The following is a 24,267-nucleotide window of genomic DNA, read 5'->3' as shown; positions in this document are numbered from 1 at the left end:
CTACTTGACCAGCGTGAGCAACGGCACGCCCTTGTCCTTGACCATCGTCACGAGGAACTTTGCGGGCTTGGTGGCACTGGCGTTGCGGCCGACCGTGTGAATGTCGGCCGGGCCTTCGTAGAAAGTCTGGCCGGGGGTCAGCGTGACCTCCTTGCTGCCCTTCACGCCCATCACGATCGATCCCTCGAGCACGTACACGAAGGCGTGGGCATCGTGGCGGTGGACGGGATCGATTGAGCCTGGCGGAAAGTCGACAACGAACGTGACTGCTTCCTTGCCGGGCATGTCCGCCAGATCCTTCGTCATGAGCATGGTCACGGCGGCTTCGGGGGCCGCCAGGGCGGGCATCGCGACGAACGTGCCGAACGCGAGGCCCAGGGAAATGCAGGTTTTCTGAAAACGGGTCATGGGTTGCCTTTCAGGCCAGCGCACGCTGTGCAAGCCAGTCTTCGAAGCGGATCGTCCCGAGGCGCGGGGCGTTGCCGGGCGTCAGCGACCGGTCGTCGAGCTGCACGCCGAAGTAGCTCGCCCCGGCATCGGTGACCACCGGCCGCTTGTCGCCGGTCGCCGCGAACAGGCGACGCACCAGTGCATCGAGCGGCATGGCCTGCGGGCCCGCGATCTCGATCCGGCCCCGCGCGGGCGGCTCGGCCACCACGGCGGCGAGCGCGGCCGCAACGTCGTCCGCCGCCATCGGCTGTATCAGCGCGTTCGACAGCCGGACTTCGCCGCCCCGCACGCTCCCGTCGGCGATACCGGCCACGAATTCGAAGAACTGCGTGGCCTGCACGATGGTCCAGGGCACGGGCGAGGCCTCGATCAGCTCTTCCTGGCGCTGCTTGGCGCGGAAATAGCCACTGGCCAGCAGGCGATCGGTGCCGACCACCGACAGCGCTATGTGATGCGTCACGCCGGCTTCCGCCTCGGCGGCCAGCAGGTTGCGCCCAGCGGTGTCGAAGAACCGGAGCGCCGGCTCGTCCTCGAACGAGGGCGAGTTGGCCACGTCGACGACCACATTGGCGCCCGCCAGCGCGGCCTTCAGGCCTTCGCCGGTGAGCGCGTTGACGCCCGTCGAGGGCGACGCGGCGTTGACCTCGTGGCCTGCATTGCGCAGGCGCGTGGCGAGCTTGGAGCCGATGAGGCCGGAGCCTCCGATGATGACGATCTTCATGGTTGATTCCTCGGTGGATGGAGTCAAAAAGAACGCCCCCCGTGGACGTCCATGCGAGAAAGACGTCCAGCGGGGGGCGTTTGTGACACCGGGACCGAAAAATCCCGGGAATCGACCGATCGAGCCAGCTAGGTGGCCGCTACCGCAGGCCCGAAGCCATGGCTCTCGGCCGCCTGTTCGCAAGGCACGCGTTCGACCTGCACGGTCGAATGGTGGATGTCGAAGCGCTCGGCCAGCAGGGCACGCAACCGCAGCATCAGCGGCGCCATGTCATCCACATCCGGCGTGCACACCACGTGCACGCTCAGGCTCACCTTGCCGCTCGAGAGTGCCCATACATGCAGGTCGTGCAGGCTGGCGACGCCTTCGCTGCCCAGCAGCGCACGCTCGACCTCGGGCAGGTCCACGTCGTCAGGCACGCCTTCGAGCAGCACGTTCAGGCTCTCGCGCAACAACCGCCAGGTGCGCGGCAGCACCCACAGGCCGATGGCGACCGCGATCACCGAATCGACCCACGCCCAGCCGGTGAAGCGGATCACCAGAGCCCCGACGATCACGCCGATCGAGCCCAGCATGTCGGCCCACACCTCCAGGTACGCGCCCTTCACGTTGAGGCTCTTGTCCTTGCCTGCCGCGAGCAGCCGCATGCCGATCAGGTTGACGACCAGCCCGCCCACGGCCACCAGCAGCATCATGGTCGACTGGATCTCGGCCGGCGTGGAGATGCGCCGCCAGGCCTCGTACAGCACGTAGATAGCCACGAAGAACAGCAGCACCGCATTCAGCACCGCCGCCAGGATCTCGAAGCGGTAGTAGCCGAAGGTGCGCCGCCTGTCGGCGGGCCGCTTGCCGATCCAGATGGCGGCCAGCGAAATTGCCAGCGCCACGGTGTCGGTGAACATGTGGGCTGCATCGGACAGCAGCGCGAGGCTCCCCGACACCAGCCCGCCGACCACCTCGGCCACGAGGTAGACCGTGGTCAGCAGCAGCGCCCAGCGCAGCGCTTTCTCGTTGCCGCCTACAGTGTGTGAATGCTCATGTGCCATGGGAGCCTTGCAATGCAGGATCGAGTGGCGCGCCATGAACCTGCTCCTGCACTTCTTCCTCTTCTTCATCGCGCCGGTGCGCAATGCGGTAGAGCAGCGGAAGCACCAGCAGCGTCAGCGCGGTCGACGAAAGAATACCGCCGATCACCACCGTGGCCAGCGGCCGCTGCACTTCGGCGCCGGTGCCGGTGGCAATGGCCATCGGCACGAAGCCCAGCGAGGCGACCAGCGCCGTCATCAGCACCGGCCGCAGCCGCGTGAGCGCGCCTTCGCGTATGGCAGCGTCCAGCGGCAGGCCGCCTTCGCGCAGGTTGCGGATGAACGAGATCATCACCAGCCCGTTGAGCACCGCCACACCCGACAGCGCAATGAAGCCCACCGCCGCCGATATCGACAGTGGAATGCCGCGCATCCACAGCGCCACGATGCCGCCCGTGAGCGCGAACGGAATGCCGGTGAACACCAGCAGGCCGTCCTTGAGGTTGCCGAACATCGCAAACAGCAGCGTGAACACCAGCAGCAGCGACACCGGCACCACGATCTGCAGCCGCTGCGTGGCCGAGGCGAGGTTCTCGTACTGGCCGCCCCACACGGTCCAGTAGCCGGTGGGAATCTTCACGTTGCGCATGGCCTCCTCTGCCTCGGCCACGAAGGAACCGAGGTCGCGACCCCGCACATTGGCGCTCACCACGATGCGGCGCTTGCCGTCCTCGCGGCTCACCTGGTTGGGGCCAGGCGCGATGTCGAGCGTGGCCACCTCGCCCAGCGGGATGAAGCTGGTGCGCTGGCCTTCGGCGCCCGCGCCCTTGGGCAGGGCCACGGGCAGGCGCTTGATGGCTTCGAGGTCGGTGCGCAGGTTCTCGGGCAGGCGCACGATGATGTCGAAGCGACGGTCGCCGTCGAACAGCGTGCCCGCCTCGCGCCCGCCTACCGCGGTGGAGATCGCGTCCTGCACGTCGCCCACGTTGAGGCCGTAGCGCGCGGTCTTGTTGCGATCGATGTTCACGGTGAGCATCGGCAGGCCGGTGGTCTGCTCGACCTTCACCTCGGCCGCGCCGGCGATCTTGCCCAGCACGCCCGACACCTCGGCGGCCGTCTTGTTCAGCACGTCCATGTCGTCGCCGAAGATCTTCACGGCCACGTCGCTGCGCACGCCCGAGATCAGCTCGTTGAAGCGCAGCTGGATGGGCTGCGAGAACTCGTAGTTGTTGCCCGGCAGCTTCTCGACTTCTTCCTGCACAGCTGCAAGGAGTTCGTCTCGCGTGCGACGAGGCTTGGGCCACTCACTCTCGGGCTTGAGCATGATGTAGCCGTCGGAGATGTTCGGCGGCATCGGGTCCGAAGCAATCTCCGCTGTGCCGGTGCGCGCAAACACGCGCTCGATCTCCGGAAACTTCGCCTTCAGCGTGCGTTCGAGTTGCTTCTGCATCTCGACCGACTGCGTGAGGCTGGTGCCCGGAATGCGCAGCGCCTGGATGGCGAAGTCGCCTTCGCTCAGGCTCGGCACGAACTCCGTGCCCAGGCGCGTGGCCAGCAGGCCCGACAGCACCACCGCCACGGCGGCCAGGGTAATGACCAGCGGCTTGGCCGCCATGACGCGCGCCAGCAGCGGCTCGTAGCCGCGCTTGGCCCACACCATCAGGCGGTTTTCCTTCTCGCTGACCTTGTTGCCGATGAACAGCGCCACTGCCGCGGGAATGAAGGTGATCGACAGGATCATCGCGCCCAGCAGCGCAATCACCACGGTGAAGGCCATCGGGTGGAACAGCTTGCCCTCCACGCCCGTGAGCGCAAAGATCGGCAGGTACACGATCATGATGATCAGCTGGCCGAACAGCAGCGGCCGGCGCGCCTCCTGCGAGGCCGCGAACACTTCGTGGAAACGCTCGCTGCGCGTCAGCGGCCGCCCCTTGTGCGCCTGTGCATGGGCCAGCCTTCGCACGCAGTTCTCCACGATCACCACCGCCCCGTCGATGATGATGCCGAAGTCCAGCGCCCCCAGGCTCATGAGGTTGGCACTGACCTTCTGGTTCACCATACCGGTGAAGGTGAAAAGCATCGACAGCGGAATCACCAGCGCGGTGATCAGCGCCGCGCGGATGTTGCCGAGGAACAGGAACAGGATCGCGATGACCAGCACCGCGCCCTCGAACAGGTTCTTCTTCACCGTGGTGATGGCCTTGTCGACCAGCACGGTGCGGTCGTACACCGTCACCGCCTTCACGCCGGCGGGCAGCGTGCGGTTGATCTCCTGCATCTTCTTGTCGACCGCCTGCGACACGGTGCGGCTGTTCTCGCCGATCAGCATGAACACGGTGCCCAGCACCACCTCGCGGCCGTTGTCGGTGGCCGCGCCGGTGCGCAGTTCCTTGCCAATGCCGACCTCGGCCACGTCCTGCACGCGCAGCGGAATGCCGTTGGCGTTGCCGAGGATGACGTTGCCGATGTCTTCCGCCGACTTCACCTGCCCCGGCGCGCGAATGAGGTACTGCTCGCCTCGCTTCTCGATGTAGCCCGCGCCCACGTTGGCGTTGTTGCGTTCCAGCGCGGTGACGAGGTCGGTCATCGTGAGGCCGTGGGCCAGCAGCTTGGCCGGGTCGGGCGCGATGTGGAACTCCTTGGCATAGCCGCCGATGGAGTTGATCTCGGTCACGCCCGCCACGTTGCGCAGCTGCGGCTTGATGATCCAGTCCTGGATCTCGCGCAGGTCCGTGGGCGAATAGGGCTTGCCGTCGGCCTTCTTCGCGCCCTCTTCCGCTTCGACGGTCCAGAGGTAGATTTCGCCGAGGCCGGTCGAGATGGGCCCGATCACCGGCGAGATGCCGCCGGGCATGCTCTCCCGCGCGGATTGGATGCGCTCATTGACGAGCTGCCGCGCAAAGTAGATGTCGGTGCCGTCCTTGAAGATCACCGTGACCTGCGAAAGACCGTAGCGCGATAGCGAACGGGTCTGCTGCAGGCCCGGCAAGCCCGCCATGACGGTCTCGATGGGGTAGGTCACGCGCTGCTCGGCCTCCAGCGGGGAGTAGCCGGGCGCGGCGGTGTTGATCTGCACCTGCACGTTGGTGATGTCGGGCACGGCGTCGATGGGCAGCTTCTGGTAGCTGAAGATGCCGAGTGCCGCCATGCCGAGCACGGCAAGCAGGATCAGCCAGCGCTGCTCGATGGAGAAGCGGATGATGCGTTCGAACATGCGGGCTTCCTCAGTGGGTGTGCGTGGCCGAGCTCTTGCCCTGCTGCGACTTCACGACGAAGCTGCCGCTGGCCGCATAGGGCGCGCCGGGCTTCAGGCCGCTCACGATCTCGATGCGCTTGCCGTCGCTGCGCCCGGTCTGCACGTGCTGCGGCAGGAAGCCGCCGGGCACGCGCAGGAACACGGTGGGCTTGTCTTCCACCGTCTGCACCGCTTCGGCCGATACGGTCACGGGGGCATCCGTCTCGGAGGCCACCAGCTCGACATTCACGAACAGGCCCGGGCGCCAGATGCGCTGCGGGTTCGTCAGCGTGACACGCGCGGTGGCGGTGCGCGTCTGCGCGCCGATCAGCGAGCCCACGTACGACACCTTGCCGGTCGCGGTCTGGTCGAAGGCGCTGGAGCGGATGCTCACCGGCTCGCCGATGCGCACCAGGTTCAGGTTGTTGGCGGCCACGCTGATCTCGGCCCACACGGTCGATAGATCAGAGATGGTGAAGACGTTGACGGCCTCGCCCACCGATTCGCCGAGCGAGATGTGCTTTTCGACCACCATGCCGTCGAAGGGCGCGCGCAACTCGTAGCGGCCCAGCGCCGACGAGCCCGGAGTGGCACCGAGTGCCAGCAGCTTCTGGTTGGCATTGGCCACCGCGATCTGCGCTTCCTGCATGGCCTGCTGGGCCTGCAGGTAGTCCTGTTGCGGGGATATCTTTTCTTCCCACAGCTTCTTCTCGCGCTCGTAGGTGGAACGGGCCAGCTCCAGCCGGCGCTGTGCCGATTGCAGCGCGCTGCGTTGCTCCGACAACGAAGGGCTCGAAAGCACCGCCAGCACCTGGCCGCGCTTGACCTCCTGGCCGAGGTCGGCCGATACGCTGTCGACCACGCCCGCCACGCGCGGCACCACGTGGGCCGTGCGGTCCTCGTTGAACTTGATTTCGCCGGGCAGTTGCAGCGACGACTTGATGCGCGCAGGGCCTGCGCTCTCGATGGTCATGTCGGCGGCCTTGACCTGCTCGTCGGTGAAGGCGATCTTCTCTTCGTCTTCCTTGTGCTCCGACGTTGCGGCTTTTTCCTTGTCCTTGCCTTCCTCGTGGTGCTCGTTGTCGGCATGGCCCTTGGCCTCGCCGTGATCGTGGTCGTGGTCCTTGCCCTCTTCCTTGGCTTGCTTGCCGCCTTCTTCGTGATGCTCGCCGTCGCCGTGCCCGGCAGCTTCCGAATGGCCGGCCGCTTCGGGCTTGGCGGGTGATGTGCGCAGGATCATCGCGCCCGCGCCGAGGCCCAGCACCAGGACAACCGCGATGGCGATCCATTGCTTCTTGCCGACGCGCTCGGCGAAAGGTTTGCGTTCTTCGGTGTTCATGATGTGTGGAGTTCCTTGCTTGCTTGTCAGCGCGCGACGGGTGGTGTCGCGGCAGAGATGTCGTTGCCTTCGTTGCCCAGCAGTCGGTCGAGGTCACCGGCGGCGCGGTGCGCGTCGGCGAGTGCCAGCAGGTATTGCGCTCGCACCTGGAACAGCGTGCGCTGCGCGTCGAGTGCTTCCAGGAAGCTGAACTTGCCCAGCTCGAAGCCCTTGGTGGCGGCCTTGTAGGCGGTCTCGGCGCCGGGCAGCGCGTCGCGCTGCAGCGTTTCAGCGGTGGCGCGCGCGGAGCGCAGGCGCTCCGAAGCTTGTGCGACATCGGTGCCCAGCTGCAGCTCGGCAGCGACGAGGTCATCGCGCGCCTTCTCTTCGCGGCTCAGCGCCTCGGCCACGTTGCCGCGGTTGGTGTCGAAGATCGGCAATGGAATCGACAGGCCCACGACCACCTGGTTGCGCCGGCTGCTGCCGGTTTCGCCTTCGGATGCCGGCACACGCTTGGCGCCGAGCGACACGGTCACGTCGGGGATTCGCTTGGCCTGCTCCAGGTCGGACAGCGCCTTGCGCCGCTCGACTTCAAGCCGCGCCTGCTGCACCACGGGCGCCGCGCCCAGGCGGCTGGCCACGTCCTGCACCGGTGCCGGCAGCTGGTCGACAGCGCCATCCACCTGCGTGAAGCGCGGGTTCGGGTTGCCCCACAACGCGGCCAGCTGCTGGCGCGACGAGCGCAGCGTGCCCTCGGCCTGCAGCAACTCGACGCGGATGCCGGCCTCGGCCACGCGCGCCCTGGTTTCTTCCAGCGGCGAGACCTTGCCGGCGGCCACGCGGTTGGCCGCTGCGCGGGTGGCTGTCTGTGCAAGGCTCACCGAGTCCTGCGCGAGCCGCAGGCGCTCCTGCGCGGTGAGCACGTCGAAAAAGGCGGTGACAGTCGTCGCGCGCACCTCGGCGCGGCGGCCTGCCAGCGCCGACGCGGCCTGGTCGCGCGCGCGTTCGGCCGCCGTCACGCGGGCCGCGCGCTTGCCACCCAGTTCGAGGGGCTGGCTCAGTTGCAGCGTGGTGGTGCGGTTGTCGCGGCGCAGGTCTTCCACCTGCGCGTCGAGCGTGGGGTTGGGCCAGGCGCCGGCCTGGACGATGGCGGCCTCGGTAGCCTCCTGCTCGCGGAACGCGGCAGACAGGCCGGGGTTGGCCTGCAACGCCATTGCAACGGCGTTGCGCAGGGTCAGCGGGCCCGCGGGCTCCAGAGTACGGGCAGCTACGTTGGACTGCTGTGAATACGGGGTGCCGGCAGCGGCCGGCACTGCGACCTGTTGTGAAAAAGCCGGGGGCGCCGCCATGGCCAACATGGCCAGCGGCACGAAGAGCGTGCGCATCGAATTCTCCTGGGTTGCGAAACAACGGACGGACGAATTCGGCGAGAAGAGCTCAGCTGATGATGGGGATCAGAGGGGGTTGTGTTCTCTCGCCGAATCAGAGGGCGAGAGACCAGTCGGGACGGACCGGAACGTCGGAGATGTGCGAGGCAAAGCGCTCGGCAGGCATTGCGCGCAGGGCCTGGGCCACGCGCGCCGCAGCCAGCACCGGCGCCACCGAAGCATCCGCATGCTGGGCATAGCCTGCATGGCAGATCGCGCATTCGCCGACCACTGCATTGGGCTGGGTGCTGGAGTTTTTCTGCGCGCCCTCGCCGCTGTGGCTGCGGTCGGTGCCGCGGGTTTCGCTTTCGTGGTGGCCCCAGTGCTCGGGCTGCGTATCGCGCTCATGCTGGCAATACGCCGATGCCGACGCCCAGCTGAACTGGAACGGCAACAGGACGAGCAGGAAGATGAGGAGCCAGCGGCGCATGGAGGCAAAAAGTATATCGACGGCCTGCGGCGGGCATTCCGGCAATGGCCCTGCAAACTGCAGGCCCGGCGCAATGTATGACACGGGGGCAGGGGTTTGTCCGTCAATAGGATTACCGAAACGTAACCCGCTTATTGAAAGTGCTTCGATACCATGCGGCAATGAGAATACTTGTCATCGAAGACGAGCCCAAACTAGGCGACTACCTAAAAAAGGGGCTGGAGGAGAACGGTTACGTCGTGGACATCGCCCGCGACGGCATCGAGGGGAGATACCTCGCCACAGAGGGGGAATACGCATTGGTCCTGCTCGACGTGATGCTCCCCGGCATCGACGGCTTTGCCGTGCTGCAGGCCATCCGGCGCACAAAGAACGTGCCCGTGCTGGTGCTCACGGCGCGCGACAAGGTCGAAGACCGCGTGCAGGGGCTGCAACAGGGCGCGGACGACTACCTCGTCAAGCCCTTCTCCTTCTCCGAACTACTGGCCCGTGTGCAGGCCCTGCTGCGACGCGGCAAACCGCAGGAATCGACCGTACTGCGGCTGGCCGACCTGGAGGTCGACCTCCTCAGCCGCAAGTGCGTGCGCAACCGCACGCGCCTCGACCTCACGGCCAAGGAGTTCACGCTGCTGCTGGTGCTGCTGCGCCGACGCGGCCAGATCCTGTCGCGCACCACGCTTGCCGAGCAGGTGTGGGACATGAACTTCGACAGCGACACCAACGTGGTCGAAGTGGCCATCCGGCGCCTGCGCAGCAAGCTCGACGACCCGTTCGAGGTGAAGCTGCTGCACACCGTGCGCGGCATGGGCTACGTCCTCGAAGACCGCTCCTGGTCTTGACCGCCCGGCCTTGACCGCCCGGCCGCACTCACTCCAGAGCCGCTTGTCGCTCTGGTTCGCCGCGCAGACCCTGTTCGGGCTCAGCGTGATCTGCTTCGCCATCTACCTCGTCACGGCCTGGAGCTTCGGACAGAAACAGGAAGAGGAGCTCAACCAGAAGGCAGTGCTGGTGGAGCACCTGCTCAAGGAGGCAGAGAAAGGCGGGGACCTCGTCTTCCTGCGGCACAAGCTCGACGACTTCTTCTCGATGCAGGACGACGTGAGCCTGTCGATCTCGCATGCGGGCAAGCAGCTTTTCCAGTCCAGCCCCACGGCCGGCGGCCGCTGGATGCGGCGCGACCTCGTGGTGCCCTGGCAGCAGAGTGGCCTGACGACGCAGCTGCAGGTGCAGCTCGGCGTGAACACGGCACAGGAAGCCCGCCTGCTGGAGCGGCTCGGATGGACGCTGCTGGGCGCCGTCGCGCTGGGCACGGCGCTGGTCTCGCTCACGGGCATGTGGCTGGTGCGGCGCGGCCTGCGCCCGCTCAAGGCGCTGGCCCAGCGCACCGCTGCAATGGCGCCCGACAAGGCCAACCGCCCCATCGACGCGATGGACTTCGCCGAAGAACTGCGCCCATGGATCACGCAGTTCAACGCGTTGCTGCTGCGGGTGCAGCGCGCCTACGTGCAGCTCGAATCATTCAACGCCGACGTGGCGCACGAGCTGCGCACACCGCTTGCCAACCTGATCGGCTCCACCGAACTCGCGCTCACACGCCCGCGCAGCAACGAGGAGCTGCAGACCGTGCTCGCCTCCAACCTCGAAGAGATCGGCCGGCTCTCGGGCATCGTCACCGACATGCTGTTTCTCTCGCAGGCCGAGCGCGGCGCGCCGATGCGTACGCGGGCGGTGACGAGCCTGGCGGTGCAGGCCGGCGACGTGATCGACTTCTACGACGCCATGCTGGAAGAAGCCGGCCTGCGTGCGGAAGTGAAGGGCGACGCCATGGCCGACGTGGACGCCGCGCTTGTCCGACGCGCGCTCTTCAACCTGCTGGGCAATGCGATCCGCTTCGCGGCGCCGGCTTCGACGATTCGCATCGAGATCGGGGTAGAGAGCGACGATGAATTCGCAGTCGCGGTCGTCAACCGTGGCGAGCCGATCGACCCCGCCGCCCTGCCCCGCCTGTTCGAGCGCTTCTACCGCGCGGCGCAGGCGCGGGACGGTTCGACCCGGCACCACGGCCTGGGTCTGTCCATCGTGGAAGCCATCGCGCGCATGCACGACGGGCGTGTATTCGCCGTCAGCCAAGGCGGCGAGACGCGCATCGGATTTACTGTGCGGCGCGGCGGCAGCGACTAGGGCTTGGCGTGCGCGGCATCTGCCGCAACCGCTGCCTTGCGGCCGATGAACAGGTTGATCAGCGGCCCCGTCATCGCCGTGGTCACGAGCGCCATCACCAGCAGCATCGTGAAAAGCTCCGGGCCGATCAGCCCCGCGTCAAGGCCGATCTTCATCACGATGAGTTCCATCAGCCCGCGCGCATTCATCAGCGAGCCGGTGGCCAGGCTGTCGCGCCAGCCATAGCCCGCCATGCGCGCGCCGGCTGCGCCGCCGGCGATCTTGCCGACGGTGGCGACGCCCACGATCAGCAGCATCGCGCCGAGGCTCGCGCCCGAGAAGGCGTTGGACGTGGTGCCCAGCCCCGCCAGCGCGAAAAACAGCGGCATCAGCACGACGATGGAGATCGGCTCGATCCGCTCGGTGAGCGACTTCAGCAGCCGGTCGTCGCGCGGCAGGCAGGCGCCGAACAGGAAGGCGCCGAACACCGCGTGCAGGTGCAGCCACTCGGTGACCAGCGCCGTCGCCAGCAGGCCGAGCATCAGCGCCGCCATCACGGTGGTCGATGGTTCGCCCTCGGGCGCCTTGGCGCGCAGCAGCCGTGCGAAGGCCGGCTTGAGCCCGAAGAACAGCGCCAGCAGCACAACCGCCATGCCCAGCGTGGTCTTGAGCAGGCCCTGGTAGCCCTCGCCCGCGCCGACCATCGCGACCACGAAGGCCAGCAGGATCCAGGCGAACACGTCGACCACGGCCGCAGCGCCCAGCGACAGCTGGCCGAAGGGCGTGCGCGTCATGCCGCGGTCTTTCAGGATGCGCGCCATCACGGGGAAGGCCGTGATCGACAGCGCCGCCGCGATGAACAGCGCAAACGGCCAGAAGCCGACGCCGGCCGGCGCAAGCGTGGGATGCAGCGCCGGCGCAATCGCGATGCCCAGCGCCATTGGCACAACCACGCTCAGCACACCCACGTAACCCGCCGAGCGAAGCTGCTCACGCACGCCCTGCGACGCCCGCAGCTCCAGGCCGACCACGAACATGAACAGCACCAGCCCCAGCGTCGACAACGATGAGAGCCCCTGCAGCGACTCCTTGGAGAACAGCTGCGCGTGCAGCGAGGGAAACAACGCGCCCATGACGACCGGCCCGAGCATCAGCCCCGCCGCCATCTCGCCGACCACGCCGGGCTGCCCCACATGGCGAAGCACCCACCCGCACAAACGCGCGGTGGCCAGGATGACGATGAGCTGCAGCAGGAGCGAAGTGACGGACATCGAGGGGTTGGAATCGGTGAAGAAATTCGGCCGATGTTAGTTCGAAGCCGCGTCGTCGAGCCAGCGGTTGGCCCACTGGTTCAGCGGCGTGAGGCGCTTGACGAGTTCGCTGCCCGACTCGGTGAGCACATAGCCCGCGTCGGCAAGCTCGACCACGCCGACGGCGCGCAGCTCCTTGAGCCGGTCGTTCAGCACCGAGGGCGACATGTCGTCCGTGCTGACGCGCAGCGCCCTGAAACTCTGCGGCAGGCCGTCGCGCAGCTCCCACAGGATGCGCAGCGTGCCCTTGCGGCCGAGCTGCTCCAGCAGCCGCATGATGGGTCGGCGCGATGCCGTGGGTTGTGCGTCTTCCATGCCGAATCCTTCGAATGACTGATTGGCGAGTGTACGTCCTTGCGCTACGCATTTCGTAGCGATAGACTGCGCCCGATCGCTACGCTTTCCGTAGCGACTTCATCCACTTCACCGAAGGAATCACCCATGGCCGAGACAGCCGCGAACCGCGCGCCGAGGATCCCCCCACTCGAAGCCCCCTACCCCGAACCCATCGGCGAACTGCTCACGCGCATGACGCCGCCACAGGCGCCCGAAGTTCTCGCGCTGTTCCGCGTGATGGCCGTGAACCCCGCGCTGGCCGAGCGCACGCTCGACCTGGGTCGCTACCTGCTCGGCCGCAAGGCCGCCATCAGCCTGCGCGAACGCGAGATCGTGATCCTGCGGGTCTGCGCCCGCTGCGGCGCGGAGTATGAATGGGGTGTGCACTGGACAGGCTTCGCAGACGCGGCCGGCTTCAGCGAGACCGATCGGCGCGTGATGGCCTCGCCAGACGGAGATCTCTCATTGCTCGCGGCGCGCGATCGGCTGCTGGTGTCGATGGTCGACCAGCTGCACGACACCAGCGACGTAGACGATGCGCTCTGGGAAGCCTTGAACGCACACTGGAGCCACGCGCAGCTGGTCGAGCTGATGATGCTCGCGGGCTGGTACCACTCGGTGAGCTACGTGTGCAATGCAGCGCGCGTGCCGCTGGAGAAGTGGGCAGCGCGCTGGTAAGGCCGACAGCAACGACCTATTTCGGCGCGCGCATCAACCGCAGCCCGTTCGCCACCACCAGCAGGCTCGCGCCCATATCGGCGAACACCGCCATCCACATCGTCGCGCTGCCGAACACGGCGAGCACGAAGAACACGCCCTTGATGCCCAGCGCGAGCGTGATGTTCTGCCACAGCACCGAATGCGCGCGGCGCGAAAGGCGGATGGTCTCGGGGATGCGGCGCAGGTCGTCGTTCATGATGACCACGTCGGCCGCTTCCATCGCGGTGTCGGTGCCGGCCCCACCCATCGCGAAGCCGATGTCGGCCTGCGCGAGCGCGGGGGCATCGTTGATGCCGTCGCCGGTCATCGCGGCCGCGCCGTAGCGCTGCTGCATGGCCTTGATGGCGTCGAGCTTTTCCTCGGGCAGCAGGTTGCCGCGCACATCGTCGATGCCGGCGTGGGCGCCGATGGTCTTTGCCGTGGCGGTGTTGTCGCCGGTGAGCATCACAGGCACGACGCCCAGGGCGCGCAACTCCGCCACCGCTGCCTGCGACGATTCCTTGATGGTGTCGGCCACGGCAAACAGCGCGAGCACGGCCTTGTCCGATGCGAGCAACGTGACAGTGCGGCCCGCTTCTTCATGGCGCTTCAATTCGGCTTCGAGCGACGGCGTGCACAGGCCACGTTCCTCGATCAGGCGGTGGTTGCCGAGCATGTAGGCCTGCCCCGCGTGCGTGGCCTGCACGCCGCGGCCGGGCAGCGCGGTGAAGTCGCCGACCTCGTCTCGCTGCCCCTTCAAGCCTTCGGCAATGGCCTTCGACACGGGGTGATCGGAGCGGCCCGCGATGCTGGCGGCAATGGCGAACACCGTTGCCTCGTTGCCCGATGCGTCGATCAGCACGGACTCCACAAGCTTCGGCTTGCCTTCGGTGATCGTGCCGGTCTTGTCGAGCGCCACAGCCTTGAGCTTGCGCGCTTCTTCGAGATACGTGCCGCCCTTGATGAGGATGCCGCGCCGCGCGGCCGATGCGAGCGCACTCACCACCGTGACGGGCGTGGAGATCACCAGCGCACACGGGCATGCGATGACCAGCAACACCAGCGCCTTGTAGATGGCCTGCAGCCAGGTCCAGTCCATGAACAGCGGCGTGAGCGTCGCGACGGCCAGCGCCAGCACGAAGACGGTGGGCGTGTAGATGGCGGCAAACCTGTCGACGAAGCGCTGCGTCGGCGCGCGCGAGCCCTGCGCCTCTTCGACCGCGTGGATGATGCGCGCGAGCGTGGTGTTGGCCGCCACGGCCGTCACGCGGAATTCCAGCGCGGCAGTCTGGTTGATGGTGCCTGCGAACACGGCGTCGCCGATGGTCTTGTCGACCGGAATGCTCTCGCCCGTGACCGGTGCCTGGTCGATGGCGCTGATGCCGGCGGTGACAATGCCGTCGAGCGGCACGCGTTCGCCGGGGCGGATGCGCGCGATGGCGTCGAGTGCCACGGTGTCGGCCATCACAGTCTTCCAACTGCCGTCGGCCTGCTTCACCTCGGCCTGCTCGGGTGCAAGCGCCAGCAGGCTCTGGATGGCGTTGCGCGCGCGGTCCACGGCGCGGGCTTCGATGAGCTCGGCAATCGCATAGAGCGCCATCACCATCGCGGCTTCGGGCCACTGGCCGATGATGAAAGCGCCCGTCACGGCCACGGCCATCAGGGCGTTGATGTTGAGGCGCCCGCGCACCAATGCGCCGAAGCCCTTCTTGTAGGTGTCGAGTCCGGCAAGGCCTATGGCGCCCAGCGCGAGCACCATCTCGGCGGCCATGAAGCCCTTGCCCTCGAGCCCCATGAAGGAGATCGACTCGGCCGCGATGGCCAGCACCAATGCGGCGACGAGGCGCGCGAGGCCCATGCTCATGCCCGCAATGCGCGCCGGCGCGACGGGTTTCGCGCCTGTCGCTTCGACTACAGGCTCGGGCTTGAAGCCGGCCTTGCGGATTGCATCGAGCGCCAGGGGCAAGGCAGCAGCGTCCGCCGTGATCGCCATCGTGCGTTCGCCAAGGCGAAAGCGCAGACCCTGGACACCGGCTACCGGCTCCAGCGCGCGGCGGATCTCGGACTCTTCGACGGCGCAATCCATCGTGGGAATGCGAAAGAGCAAGGCGCCCTTCGGGATGTCGGCCGTGTCGACGACGGCTGGCGACGAGCCGCAGACCGGATTGCCGCAGCAGGAGGTTTCGGCCGGAGCATGCACATGCGTGTGTCCGTGCGCATGGCTGTGACCATGGTCGTGATCGTGCGGGTGAAGGGCCGGAGTGACCGGGTTCAAAGTGGTCTGATTCGTCATGGAATCGATTGGAAACCCTGAAGCAGGTGTAGAGTCAACCGCTCATTTCCACTCGTACATTTGCCGCATCATGAAAATCGGTGAACTGGCCAAGGTCGCGAACACGCCGGTCGAAACCATCCGGTACTACGAGCGCGAGCGACTGCTGCCCGAGCCCGCGCGCACCGACGGCAACTACCGTATCTACGACGAAGACCACGCCCAGCGCCTGGGTTTCATCCGCCGTTGCCGCTCGCTGGACATGACCCTCGACGAGATCCGCAGCCTGCTGAAATTTCGCGACGCACCACAGGAAGACTGCGGCGAGGTCAACCAGCTGCTGGACGACCACATCGGCCACGTGGCCGCGCGCATCACCGAGCTCAAGACATTGGAAAAGCAGTTGAAGGCGCTGCGCCAACAGTGCTGCGGCCCCGAATCGGCAAGCGCCTGCGGCATCCTGCAGGAGCTGGACACCGCCGCGCTCGCACCCGAAACCTTCAGCCAGCACGCAGGCCACGTGCATGGGGCGCTGCACGCGCCCGCCAAGCGCGCCGGCTAGTCAGGCCGGCCGGCCGGGCTCGCTATTTGCCGATGAGCTGCGTGAGCTTGTCCGCCTCGAAGCTCTCGTCGCGCGCCGCGTCGCCGGGCACGCAGTCCTTGGTGCCGGGCTGCGCCGACAACTTCTCGATGGCCTGCCACAGCAGCGCGATCTGGTGCTCCTGCCCTGATGCGCTGTCGACCAGCCCGCGCAGCGCCTGGCTCAGCGGATCGTCGTCCTGCGTGATGCCATAGGCCGAGAACTTCTGCGGTTCGGCCACATCGGCGCTCTCGTCGGTCTTCGACGGGATGATGCGTGCGGGAATGCCCACCGCCGTCGCCCCTGCCGGCACCGGCTTGATGACCACCGCATTGCTGCCGATCTTGGCGCCGTCGCCGACGACGAACCCGCCCAGCACCTTGGCCCCCGCGCTCACCACCACATTGCGCCCCAGCGTCGGATGCCGCTTGGTGCCCTTGTAGAGCGAGGTGCCGCCCAGCGTCACGCCCTGATAGATGGTGCAGCCGTCGCCAATCTCGGCCGTTTCGCCGACCACCACGCCCATGGCATGGTCGAAGAACACCCGCTCGCCGATCTTGGCCGCCGGGTGAATCTCGATGCCGGTCATCCAGCGCGCCCAGTGCGCGATGAAGCGGGCGGGCCACTTGAAGCCATGCGTCCAACAGGCGTGTGCCCAGCGATGCAGCACCACGGCATGGAAGCCGGGGTAGACCGTGATCACTTCCCAGGCGCTGCGGGCGGCCGGGTCGCGTTCGAGGATGCACCGGATGTCGGCGCGCAGTCGAGAGAACATCGCTGCCTTTTGTCGTTATATCGATATGGGGCGGGCAGTCTATAACCCGCCGTCATCGCTTACAGGCGATAAGGTTTTAAAAGGCTACGAGCCTCGCGGCGGGCGGGTGGCGTCGCTCATGGCCTTGGCGATGCCGCGCAGGATGTGGATCTCTTCCGGTGTGGGCTGGGCGCGGTTGAAGAGCTGCTGCAGCCTCGGCATGAGCTTCTTGGGCGCCTCTGGGTCGAGAAAGCCGATCTCCACGAGGGAGCGCTCCCAGTGGTCGAGCATGCCGGCCACCGCCTGCGCATCGGCCGCCTGCACCGGGTTGATGGCCTCGCGCACCTCGTAGCCGCCGAGCGCCAGCCGCCACTCGTAGGCGACCACCTGGATTGCCGCACCCAGGTTCAGCGAGCCGAACTTCGGGTCGGTCGGGATGCTCAGCGCCACGTTGCAGCGGTAGACGTCTTCGTTCCGCATGCCGAAACGCTCGGAGCCGAACAGGAAAGCCACGTGCTGGTCGCCCTGCTTCGCCAGCGGCTCCAGGTGCTCCCGGGGCGTGCGGGTGGGCGGGCCGAAGTCGCGCGGGATCATGGCCGTGGCGCACAGGTGGGTCACGCCGTCCAGGGCTTCATCCAGGGTTTCGACGATGCGAGCGTTGGTCAGCACGTCGAGCGCACCGCTCGCGCGCTGGATGGTTTCCTCGCGCCGCAGCACGTTGGCCCAGCGGGGCGCCACCAGCACGAGGTCGTCGAAACCCATGGTTTTCATGGCGCGGGCGGCGGCGCCCACATTGCCAGCGTGGCTGGTCTGGATCAGGATGAAACGGGTGCGCATGGCGGGTTTGGAGACACTAACGGGCGGAGCCGGTAAAATGCCCGATTCTCGCCGCCCGCATCGCCGGGTCGCCTCCGGGGGACCAACCCCACCGTTCTTCTCACAATCCAGAATGTCGTCCCCCAACCTGCATCCCATGCTCAACGTGGCCGTCAAGGCCGCACGCGCCGCCGGCGCGATCATCAACCGCGCCGCCCTCGACGTCGAGGCCGTGCGCATCTCCCAGAAGCAGGTCAACGACTTCGTCACCGAAGTCGATCACGCCAGCGAAAAAGCGATCATCGAGACGCTGCTTGGCGCATACCCGGGGCACGGCGTCCTGGCCGAAGAATCGGGCACCGAATACGGCGCCAAAGACTCCGACTACGTCTGGATCATCGATCCGCTCGACGGCACCACCAATTTCATCCACGGCTTCCCGGTGTACTGCGTGTCCATCGCACTGTCGGTGCGCGGCAAGATCGAGCAGGCCGTGGTCTACGACCCCACCCGCAACGACCTGTTCACCGCCACCAAGGGCCGCGGCGCCTACATGAACGAGCGCCGTATCCGCGTGTCGAAGCGCACCCGCCTGAACGAGTGCCTGATTTCCACCGGCTTCCCGTTCCGCACCGGCGACAACTTCAAGCAGTACCTGGCCATCATGGCGGACATGATGCCCCGCGCGGCCGGCCTGCGCCGCCCCGGCGCCGCTGCGCTCGACCTGGCCTACGTGGCCGCCGGCTTCACCGACGCATTCTTCGAAACCGGCCTGAACCCCTGGGACGTGGCCGCGGGTTCGCTGCTGGTCACCGAGGCCGGCGGCCTCATCGGCAACTTCACGGGCGAGCCCGAATTCCTCGAACAGCGCGAATGCCTGGCCGGCGCCCCGCGCATCTATGGCCAGCTGGTGCCGCTGCTCGCCAAGTACTCCAAGTTCGCCAACGTCGACGACAAGCTGCGCGCCAGCGACCGCGTGCGCGCCGTGTCCGCCTCGACCAAGTCGAACGCGGACGATGCCTCGGCTGACCTCTACGCCCGCAGCACCGTGGTCGACTTTGCCGACGAAGCTGCCGAAGGCGCCACCCCGGCCACGGCCGAAGCGAAGCCCGCCCCCCGCAAGCTCACGCGCGTGCGCCGTGACGCGCCCGCCAACGGTGCCTCTCCGCAGTCTTCCCAGCCTTCCCAGCCCCGCGAGGGCGACGCTTCCGCCAAGTGACGATGCTGGGGCCCAACGCCGCGCCCCGCGTTCGTGCCGCTCTGCGCATTGCGCTGAGCCACTACGTCGCGAGCGGGCTCACCGTTGCTCTGGGCCTGCTGTTCATCTCGGGCGGCATCCACTTCTGGCTCGGCACCATCGCTGCCTCGGCCGCCGCCACCGGCGTGATCGTCACCGCGCCGCCCGACCTGCCCGGCCCGCGCCGCGGCAAGTTCTTCCAGATGCTGCCGGCGCCGCTCATCGGCCTGCCGCTGTTCTTTGCCGTGCAGATGCTGCACACCGCGCCAATCCGCCTCGGGCTGCTGCTGGTGCCCGCCACCTTCATGGCCTTCCTGGCCATGGCCTGGGGCAAGCGGGGCATCCCGATCGCGATCGCGGTGATGTTCTCGATGGTGTTCTCCATGGCCACGCCGGCGCCCACCGGCATGGTCGACGCGCTGGAGCGCACCTGGCACTTCGGCCTGGGCGCGGGCCTGTACGTGATCTGGGCCACGCTCGCCAACCTGGCACTCAACGGGCGCTTTCGCACCCAGTCGGTAGCCGACGTGCTGTATTCGCTGGCCGCGCTGATGCGCACCGAGGCCAGCCAGTTCCTGCCGCAGGACGAAACCCGCGACGTGCGCGACACCCCCGCGCCGGTGCTGGGCCAGCTGCTGCGTGAACAGGCCGCGCTGGCCGACCAGCTGCAGGCCACGCGCGACATCGTGCTCGAATCGCCGCGCACCCCGCGCCGCCAGCGCCTGGCCGCCATGCTGGTGATCGTGCTCGAAATGCGCGACCAGCTGCTGGCCAGCGAGCTCGACCTCGACACCCTGCGCGCCCACCCCGCGCACGCCGAGGCGCTGATCGAAATGCGCTGCGTGCTCGAAGAACTCGCCGACGAAACCATCGCGCTGGCCGACGCCCTCATGATGGGCCGCCACCCCGAGGCCGTAGCCGACCGGCGCCCGCGCCTCGCGGCCATCCACGTTTCGGCCGACGACAGCGCAAACATGCACGGTGGAGGCGGCGGCCACATCGGCCCCACGGCTGCCATGCTCGCGCGCGGGCTGGCCAGCCGCATCGGCCACATCAACGACGAAGTGCTGCGCCTGTCGGCCATGGCGCGCGGCGATGCCGAGCCCAACCTTGCCGTGGTGCGCGCCAACTGGCAGCTGTTCGTGAGCCCGACCGACTGGTCGTTGCGCCCCTTCCTCACGCTGTGGCGCTGGGACCAGCCGCCGCTGCGCCACGCCATCCGCGCGGCGCTGGCCATTGCCGCGGGCTACGCCATCGCCGTGTCGATGCCCTGGGGCTCTCACGACTACTGGATCCTGCTGACCATCGTGGTCGTGCTGCGCGGCAGCCTCTCGCAGACGCTGGAGCGGCGCAACGCGCGCGTGGCCGGCACGCTGCTGGGCTGCGTGCTCGCGGTGGGGTTGCTGTCGGCGCACCCGTCGGCGCTGATGCTGCTGGTGATCGTGACCGTGGCGCAGGCCATTGCGCACAGCTTCGCGGTGCGGCGCTACCTCATCACCGCCGTGGCGGCCACCGTGCTCGGCCTGGTGCAGGCCCACATGCTGAACGTGGGCGTGGCGCCCATCTTCGCGCTGTTCGAGCGCATCGCCGACACGCTCATCGGCGCAGCGCTGGCCTGGGGCTTCTGCTACGTGCTGCCCTCGTGGGAGCGCACGCAGATTCCGGCGCTGGTGTCGCGCGTGCTCACCGCGCAGGCCCGGCATGCGCGCCTGGCGCTCGGCCTGGGCCAACTGCAGGCCATCGACAGCAGCCCCGAGCTCGAATGGCGGCTCGCGCGCCGCGAGGCCTACGACAGCCTCTCGGCGCTGGTGCAGGCCACGCAGCGCTCGCTGTCGGAGCCGCGCGCGGTGCAACCGCCGCTGGAGCCGCTCGAACACCTGCAGGCCCACAGCTACCAGCTGCTCGCGCAACTGAGCGCGGTGAAGTCAATGCTCGTGCTGCGGCGCGACCGCCTCACGCCGGCAGAGGTCGAGGGCCCCATCAGCCGCACCGCGCAACGTATCGAGGCGGCCATCGGAACCACTCCCACCACCGGCCCCTCTCACCCCGAGAGCGCCGGCTCGACCACCGTCGGTGGCCCGATCCCCCTGCCCGACCCGTTCGACAACGACATCAGCCCCTGGCTGCTGCGCCGGCTCGACCTGGCCACGGCCCTGGCCACGCAGCTGCGCGACGACGCGGCGCGAATTCTTCAACCCCTGAACGAGACAACAGCAGCCACGACGACCACCGCCTGATGACCAAAGAGATACTTGCCCACCCCTGGTTCGGCACATGGATTGCCATCCTCGTCGCCATCCCGCTCGCTCTTCTGGTTCACCGCATCGGCGGCCTTGTCCTGAAGCGCATCACCCGCCCCGTACCCACGGTGCACGCGATGGTGATCAACTGCAACGCGCCGGCGCGTCTGGTGCTGCCGCTGGTTGCGCTGCTGCTCATCTTCCAGGCGGCGCCTGACGACCTGCGCTTCATCGGCAACGTTCGCCACCTCAACGGACTGCTGCTCATCGCCGCCGCCACCTGGCTCACCGTGAAGGCCATCAGCGGTTTCGCCGACGGCGTGCTGGCGCAGAACCCTTCCGACATCGCCGACAACCTGCAGGCCCGCCGCGTGCTCACGCAGACCCGCGTGCTCGCGCGCACCGCCATGACAGTGGTCGTGGTGGCCGGCGGCGCGATGATGCTCATGACCTTTCCCGGCGCGCGGCAGGTGGGTGCTAGCCTGCTGGCCTCGGCCGGCGTGATCGGCATCGTGGCCGGTCTTGCGGCCAAGCCGGTGTTCAGCAACCTCATCGCCGGCCTGCAGATTGCGCTGGCGCAGCCGATCCGCATCGACGACGTGCTGGTGGTCGAGGGCGAATGGGGCCGCGTCGAAGAAATCACCGGCACCTTCGTCGTCATCCGCATCTGGGACGACCGGCGCCTGATCCTGCCGCTGACCTACTTCATCGAGAAGCCGTTCCAGAACTGGACGCGTCACTCGGCCCAGCTGCTCGGCTCGGTCTTCATCTACGTCGACTACGGCATGCCGCTCGCGCCGCTGCGCGAAGAGGCAGAGCGCATCGTGAAGGCCGCGCCCGAGTGGGACGGCCGCTTCTTCAACCTGCGCGTGACCGACGCCACCGAGCGCACCATGCAGGTCCGCGTGCTCTGCACCGCCGCCACCTCGGGGCTGGCCTTCGACCTGCGCTGCAGCGTGCGCGAGGGGCTGATCGATTTCATGCAGCGCGAGTACCCGCAGTTCCTGCCGAAGACGCGCATCGCGAGCGAAGGCAACCAGGAGCGCGAACACCAGCAGGCTGTGGCCTGATCCGGCCTTGAAGCCAGAGCAACCGCCCCCCGAACGGCACTCCGCGCTCACGCGGGCCCTGCTGTACGGCTTTGCGCTGCTGTGCCTGGTGCTCGGTCTCATCGGCGTCGTCGTGCCCGGCATGCCGACAACGGTGTTCATCCTGATGGCCGCATGGGCCGCCGCCCGCAGCTCGCCGCGGCTGCACGCCTGGCTGCTGAATCACCGCCTGTTCGGCCCGCTGCTGCACAACTGGGCCAACGGCCGTACCGTGAGCCGCCGCGCCAAGTGGAGCGCGACGGCAACGATGGCGGTGTGCGCGGTGATCGTTTCTTTCACCGCACACCGCACCTGGCTCGCCGTACTGGCCATCGCGTGCATGGCGACGGTGCTGGCGTGGCTGTGGTCGCGGCCACTTCCGCCACCGTAAACGCTGCGATCAGGGATCAGCGCCTGCGGCGCATCGCAGGAAGCGCGAGGTTCGTGAACGCGCGCAGCAGCCACTCCACCGGCCCGTAGACGAAGCGGCTCATCCACCAGCGGCTCAGCACCAGCTGCGCCGCGAAGATCGCGAAAGCAATTGCCGTGGCCGCGAGCGGGCCGACCGTGCCGATCCAGCGCAGCCCGTACGCCAGGAAGAGCCATGCGCACACCAGCGACTGCATCAGGTAGTTGGTCAGCGCCATGCGCCCCGCCGGCGCCAGCAGGCCTTCGAGCACGTGACCGCGCGGCGTCTGCATCAGCAGCACCAGGCCAGACGCATAGGCGGCGGCAAGAAAAGGCGCGGTCAACAGCGTGGCTGCGAGGCCGTAGAGCTCGCGGACGGCGTTGTCCAGCCGTATCGACGGAAAGGCATACACCAAGGCCCCCGGCAGCCCGATGGCCAGCCCCCAGAACAGCAGTCGCCGGAACAGCGCACGATGCGCATCGGCATTTGCGAAGAGCCCGCGCCGCCCGGCGATGAAGCCCGCGAAGAACATCGCCAGCGCCGTCGGCGCCTGCACCAGCCCCGTGACCCACCAGATCTGCGACAGCTCGCGCAGGTGCTGGACGATCACCGTGGCGGGCGTTCCGCGATAGGCCCCCAGTGCCGCAGCCGCCTCGCCGTAGGCATTGCGCATCGTGTCCTGCGGAATGCCGGCCAGCGCCCACAGATACCCCATGCCGGCCCAGAGCAGCGCCGTCGCCAGCACCAGCCCGACCGCGCAGCGCGCGAGGAACACATCGCTGCGCCGCCGCAGCATCAGCAGCACCGCGCCCAGCACCGCATAGGTGGTGAGGATGTCGCCGTGATAGAGCACCACAGCATGCAACAGGCCGATGACCCACAGCGCCCCCAGGCGCCGCAGCAGGCGCGGCGCGAAGGGCTTGCCGTCGCGCTCGGCCGCGCGCATCTGCAAGGTGAAGCTGTAGCCGAAGAGAAAAGAGAACAGCAGGTAGAACTTGGTCTCGAACACCAGCGTCCTGACGAGCAGGGCCGCGCGCTCCAGCGCCGATTGCGCCATCGGGTCGGGCACGCCAACGCCGTAGTAGGTCGAGGAAAAGCTCGCGATGTTCACGACCAGGATGCCCAGCAGCGCGAAGCCGCGCAGGGCGTCGACCAGCGACTGGCGTTCGGGGTCGACTTTTCTCATGAGTCCACCATTAGACCAAGCGGCCGATCTGCGATTCAAAAGCCCCTTGATCTCGAACGCCCCGCTCGGCTTGAGCACTGCGGCGCACCGTGGCACGATCCGCCGGATGACCAGCAGACCCACCGCTGCGCAGCAACTGCGCGACCTCGCACGGCTGCGCCGCGTTCGCGACCGGATCGACCGCGAATACGCGCAGCCACTGGACCTTGAAACGCTCGCCCGCGACGCGGGCATGTCGGCCGGGCACCTCAGCCGCCAGTTCCGCATCGCCTACGGCGAGCCGCCCTACGCCTACCTGATGACGCGGCGCATCGAGCGCGCCATGGCGCTGCTGCGCCGCGGCGACCTGAGCGTTACCGAGGTCTGCTTCGCGGTCGGCTGCGGGTCGCTGGGCACCTTCACCACCCGCTTCAGCGAACTCGTCGGCATGCCGCCCGGCAGCTACCGGCGCCAGGAAGCGAGCGCGACCGAGGGAATGCCTTCGTGCGTGGCCAAGCAGGTGACACGACCGATCAGGAATCGAGAAGCGCCGGCCCCGGAGCCGCAGCTAGCATCGCCACCCCTGCCTACCTAG

22 protein-coding genes are annotated in these 24,267 nt (G+C 67.7%); 9 read left to right on the top strand and 13 right to left on the bottom strand.

Annotated elements, in window-relative coordinates:
• The 7 genes from AC07O3_RS28720 to czcI all read right to left on the bottom strand — a co-directional run bounded on the left by AC07O3_RS28720 (position 1) and on the right by czcI (position 8,606).
• The gene (locus AC07O3_RS28720; protein WP_373423679.1) at positions 1–408 is read right to left on the bottom strand and encodes a cupin domain-containing protein; all 408 of its coding nucleotides are present in this window, start codon (positions 406–408) and stop codon (positions 1–3) included.
• Between the two features lie 10 nt (positions 409–418).
• Positions 419–1,171, bottom strand: coding sequence for an SDR family oxidoreductase (locus AC07O3_RS28715; RefSeq protein ID WP_495340922.1), 753 nt, complete (start codon positions 1,169–1,171; stop codon positions 419–421).
• 128 nt (positions 1,172–1,299) lie between these two features.
• The gene (locus tag AC07O3_RS28710) at positions 1,300–2,217 is read right to left on the bottom strand and encodes a cation diffusion facilitator family transporter (protein ID WP_495340921.1); all 918 of its coding nucleotides are present in this window, start codon (positions 2,215–2,217) and stop codon (positions 1,300–1,302) included.
• A complete protein-coding gene (locus AC07O3_RS28705; RefSeq protein WP_495340920.1) occupies positions 2,207–5,410 on the bottom strand; it encodes a CusA/CzcA family heavy metal efflux RND transporter in 3,204 nt (1,067 codons plus the stop codon). Before AC07O3_RS28705 ends, AC07O3_RS28710 begins: the two co-directional genes overlap by 11 nt.
• A gap of 10 nt (positions 5,411–5,420) precedes the next feature.
• Positions 5,421–6,770: an efflux RND transporter periplasmic adaptor subunit gene (locus AC07O3_RS28700; protein WP_426392301.1), complete on the bottom strand. Its 1,350-nt coding sequence runs from the start codon at positions 6,768–6,770 to the stop codon at positions 5,421–5,423.
• 26 nt (positions 6,771–6,796) lie between these two features.
• Positions 6,797–8,134, bottom strand: coding sequence for a TolC family protein (locus AC07O3_RS28695; protein WP_495340919.1), 1,338 nt, complete (start codon positions 8,132–8,134; stop codon positions 6,797–6,799).
• Positions 8,135–8,231: 97 nt separating this feature from the next.
• The gene (gene czcI, locus AC07O3_RS28690; RefSeq protein WP_495340918.1) at positions 8,232–8,606 is read right to left on the bottom strand and encodes a cation efflux protein, CzcI family; all 375 of its coding nucleotides are present in this window, start codon (positions 8,604–8,606) and stop codon (positions 8,232–8,234) included.
• 161 nt (positions 8,607–8,767) lie between these two features.
• Between czcI and AC07O3_RS28685 the strand changes: the two genes are divergently transcribed.
• On the top strand, positions 8,768–9,445 hold the full coding sequence (locus AC07O3_RS28685) for a heavy metal response regulator transcription factor (protein WP_093057895.1): 678 nt from the start codon (positions 8,768–8,770) through the stop codon (positions 9,443–9,445).
• Between the two features lie 10 nt (positions 9,446–9,455).
• Positions 9,456–10,787 (top strand): heavy metal sensor histidine kinase, encoded by a 1,332-nt coding sequence (locus AC07O3_RS28680; protein ID WP_495340917.1) that lies wholly within the window; start codon positions 9,456–9,458, stop codon positions 10,785–10,787.
• Here AC07O3_RS28680 and AC07O3_RS28675 read toward each other — a convergent pair.
• Together AC07O3_RS28675 and AC07O3_RS28670 are read right to left on the bottom strand one after the other, a co-directional pair.
• Positions 10,784–12,037, bottom strand: coding sequence for a cation:proton antiporter (locus AC07O3_RS28675; protein WP_093057897.1), 1,254 nt, complete (start codon positions 12,035–12,037; stop codon positions 10,784–10,786). The two genes, AC07O3_RS28680 and AC07O3_RS28675, sit on opposite strands and share 4 nt — an antisense overlap.
• Positions 12,038–12,073: 36 nt before the next feature.
• The gene (locus AC07O3_RS28670) at positions 12,074–12,391 is read right to left on the bottom strand and encodes a winged helix-turn-helix transcriptional regulator (RefSeq protein ID WP_093057898.1); all 318 of its coding nucleotides are present in this window, start codon (positions 12,389–12,391) and stop codon (positions 12,074–12,076) included.
• 126 nt (positions 12,392–12,517) lie between these two features.
• On the opposite strand from AC07O3_RS28670, the gene AC07O3_RS28665 reads away from it, so the two are divergent.
• A complete protein-coding gene (locus AC07O3_RS28665; RefSeq protein WP_495340916.1) occupies positions 12,518–13,090 on the top strand; it encodes a carboxymuconolactone decarboxylase family protein in 573 nt (190 codons plus the stop codon).
• A 16-nt stretch (positions 13,091–13,106) separates the two neighbouring features.
• Here the strand turns inward: AC07O3_RS28665 and AC07O3_RS28660 are convergent, their stop codons facing one another.
• Entirely contained in the window at positions 13,107–15,404 is a 2,298-nt protein-coding gene (locus AC07O3_RS28660; protein WP_495340915.1) for a heavy metal translocating P-type ATPase, read from the bottom strand.
• 70 nt (positions 15,405–15,474) lie between these two features.
• Between AC07O3_RS28660 and cadR the strand changes: the two genes are divergently transcribed.
• Positions 15,475–15,945, top strand: coding sequence for a Cd(II)/Pb(II)-responsive transcriptional regulator (gene cadR / locus AC07O3_RS28655; protein ID WP_495340914.1), 471 nt, complete (start codon positions 15,475–15,477; stop codon positions 15,943–15,945).
• Positions 15,946–15,967: 22 nt separating this feature from the next.
• Here the strand turns inward: cadR and cysE are convergent, their stop codons facing one another.
• Both cysE and AC07O3_RS28645 read right to left on the bottom strand, forming a co-directional pair.
• The gene (gene cysE / locus AC07O3_RS28650) at positions 15,968–16,738 is read right to left on the bottom strand and encodes a serine O-acetyltransferase (protein ID WP_093177697.1); all 771 of its coding nucleotides are present in this window, start codon (positions 16,736–16,738) and stop codon (positions 15,968–15,970) included.
• An 84-nt stretch (positions 16,739–16,822) separates the two neighbouring features.
• Positions 16,823–17,554: an RNA methyltransferase gene (locus AC07O3_RS28645; protein WP_093057903.1), complete on the bottom strand. Its 732-nt coding sequence runs from the start codon at positions 17,552–17,554 to the stop codon at positions 16,823–16,825.
• Positions 17,555–17,666: 112 nt separating this feature from the next.
• Here AC07O3_RS28645 and AC07O3_RS28640 point away from each other — a divergent pair, with 112 nt between their 5' ends.
• Genes AC07O3_RS28640 through AC07O3_RS28625 form a run of 4 tightly spaced genes read left to right on the top strand, consistent with a single transcriptional unit; the run spans position 17,667 to position 22,489 of the window.
• Positions 17,667–18,752, top strand: coding sequence for an inositol monophosphatase family protein (locus tag AC07O3_RS28640; protein WP_495340913.1), 1,086 nt, complete (start codon positions 17,667–17,669; stop codon positions 18,750–18,752).
• Between the two features lie 2 nt (positions 18,753–18,754).
• Positions 18,755–21,007 (top strand): FUSC family protein, encoded by a 2,253-nt coding sequence (locus AC07O3_RS28635; RefSeq protein WP_495340912.1) that lies wholly within the window; start codon positions 18,755–18,757, stop codon positions 21,005–21,007.
• Positions 21,007–22,080: a mechanosensitive ion channel family protein gene (locus AC07O3_RS28630; RefSeq protein WP_093057906.1), complete on the top strand. Its 1,074-nt coding sequence runs from the start codon at positions 21,007–21,009 to the stop codon at positions 22,078–22,080. Before AC07O3_RS28635 ends, AC07O3_RS28630 begins: the two co-directional genes overlap by 1 nt.
• A gap of 7 nt (positions 22,081–22,087) precedes the next feature.
• Positions 22,088–22,489 carry a YbaN family protein gene (locus tag AC07O3_RS28625; protein ID WP_257014878.1) on the top strand — a complete coding sequence of 134 codons (402 nt, stop codon included), beginning with the start codon at positions 22,088–22,090 and terminating at the stop codon, positions 22,487–22,489.
• 16 nt (positions 22,490–22,505) lie between these two features.
• Here AC07O3_RS28625 and AC07O3_RS28620 read toward each other — a convergent pair whose 3' ends face one another.
• Positions 22,506–23,693, bottom strand: coding sequence for a DUF418 domain-containing protein (locus AC07O3_RS28620; protein WP_093079812.1), 1,188 nt, complete (start codon positions 23,691–23,693; stop codon positions 22,506–22,508).
• Between the two features lie 106 nt (positions 23,694–23,799).
• On the opposite strand from AC07O3_RS28620, the gene AC07O3_RS28615 reads away from it, so the two are divergent.
• The gene (locus AC07O3_RS28615) at positions 23,800–24,267 is read left to right on the top strand and encodes a helix-turn-helix transcriptional regulator (RefSeq protein WP_495340911.1); all 468 of its coding nucleotides are present in this window, start codon (positions 23,800–23,802) and stop codon (positions 24,265–24,267) included.

This window comes from Variovorax sp. GW821-FHT09D05 (assembly GCF_059416325.1).
Note: the sequence above shows the minus strand (reverse complement) of the source record. Positions and strands in the feature narration are given on the sequence as shown.

Excerpts from the sequence above, each read along its gene's own strand:
- AC07O3_RS28695 (WP_495340919.1), bottom strand. The coding sequence starts at position 8,134 with ATGCGCACGCTCTTCGTGCCGCTGGCCATGTTGGCCATGGCGGCGCCC.
- AC07O3_RS28710 (WP_495340921.1), bottom strand. The coding sequence starts at position 2,217 with ATGGCACATGAGCATTCACACACTGTAGGCGGCAACGAGAAAGCGCTG.
- AC07O3_RS28715 (WP_495340922.1), bottom strand. The coding sequence starts at position 1,171 with ATGAAGATCGTCATCATCGGAGGCTCCGGCCTCATCGGCTCCAAGCTC.
- AC07O3_RS28615 (WP_495340911.1), top strand. The coding sequence starts at position 23,800 with ATGACCAGCAGACCCACCGCTGCGCAGCAACTGCGCGACCTCGCACGG.
- czcI (WP_495340918.1), bottom strand. The coding sequence starts at position 8,606 with ATGCGCCGCTGGCTCCTCATCTTCCTGCTCGTCCTGTTGCCGTTCCAG.
- AC07O3_RS28620 (WP_093079812.1), bottom strand. The coding sequence starts at position 23,693 with ATGAGAAAAGTCGACCCCGAACGCCAGTCGCTGGTCGACGCCCTGCGC.
- AC07O3_RS28700 (WP_426392301.1), bottom strand. The coding sequence starts at position 6,770 with ATGAACACCGAAGAACGCAAACCTTTCGCCGAGCGCGTCGGCAAGAAG.
- AC07O3_RS28645 (WP_093057903.1), bottom strand. The coding sequence starts at position 17,554 with ATGCGCACCCGTTTCATCCTGATCCAGACCAGCCACGCTGGCAATGTG.
- AC07O3_RS28670 (WP_093057898.1), bottom strand. The coding sequence starts at position 12,391 with ATGGAAGACGCACAACCCACGGCATCGCGCCGACCCATCATGCGGCTG.
- AC07O3_RS28685 (WP_093057895.1), top strand. The coding sequence starts at position 8,768 with ATGAGAATACTTGTCATCGAAGACGAGCCCAAACTAGGCGACTACCTA.
- cadR (WP_495340914.1), top strand. The coding sequence starts at position 15,475 with ATGAAAATCGGTGAACTGGCCAAGGTCGCGAACACGCCGGTCGAAACC.
- AC07O3_RS28675 (WP_093057897.1), bottom strand. The coding sequence starts at position 12,037 with ATGTCCGTCACTTCGCTCCTGCTGCAGCTCATCGTCATCCTGGCCACC.
- cysE (WP_093177697.1), bottom strand. The coding sequence starts at position 16,738 with ATGTTCTCTCGACTGCGCGCCGACATCCGGTGCATCCTCGAACGCGAC.
- AC07O3_RS28705 (WP_495340920.1), bottom strand. The coding sequence starts at position 5,410 with ATGTTCGAACGCATCATCCGCTTCTCCATCGAGCAGCGCTGGCTGATC.
- AC07O3_RS28630 (WP_093057906.1), top strand. The coding sequence starts at position 21,007 with ATGACCAAAGAGATACTTGCCCACCCCTGGTTCGGCACATGGATTGCC.
- AC07O3_RS28660 (WP_495340915.1), bottom strand. The coding sequence starts at position 15,404 with ATGACGAATCAGACCACTTTGAACCCGGTCACTCCGGCCCTTCACCCG.
- AC07O3_RS28720 (WP_373423679.1), bottom strand. The coding sequence starts at position 408 with ATGACCCGTTTTCAGAAAACCTGCATTTCCCTGGGCCTCGCGTTCGGC.
- AC07O3_RS28640 (WP_495340913.1), top strand. The coding sequence starts at position 17,667 with ATGTCGTCCCCCAACCTGCATCCCATGCTCAACGTGGCCGTCAAGGCC.
- AC07O3_RS28635 (WP_495340912.1), top strand. The coding sequence starts at position 18,755 with ATGCTGGGGCCCAACGCCGCGCCCCGCGTTCGTGCCGCTCTGCGCATT.
- AC07O3_RS28665 (WP_495340916.1), top strand. The coding sequence starts at position 12,518 with ATGGCCGAGACAGCCGCGAACCGCGCGCCGAGGATCCCCCCACTCGAA.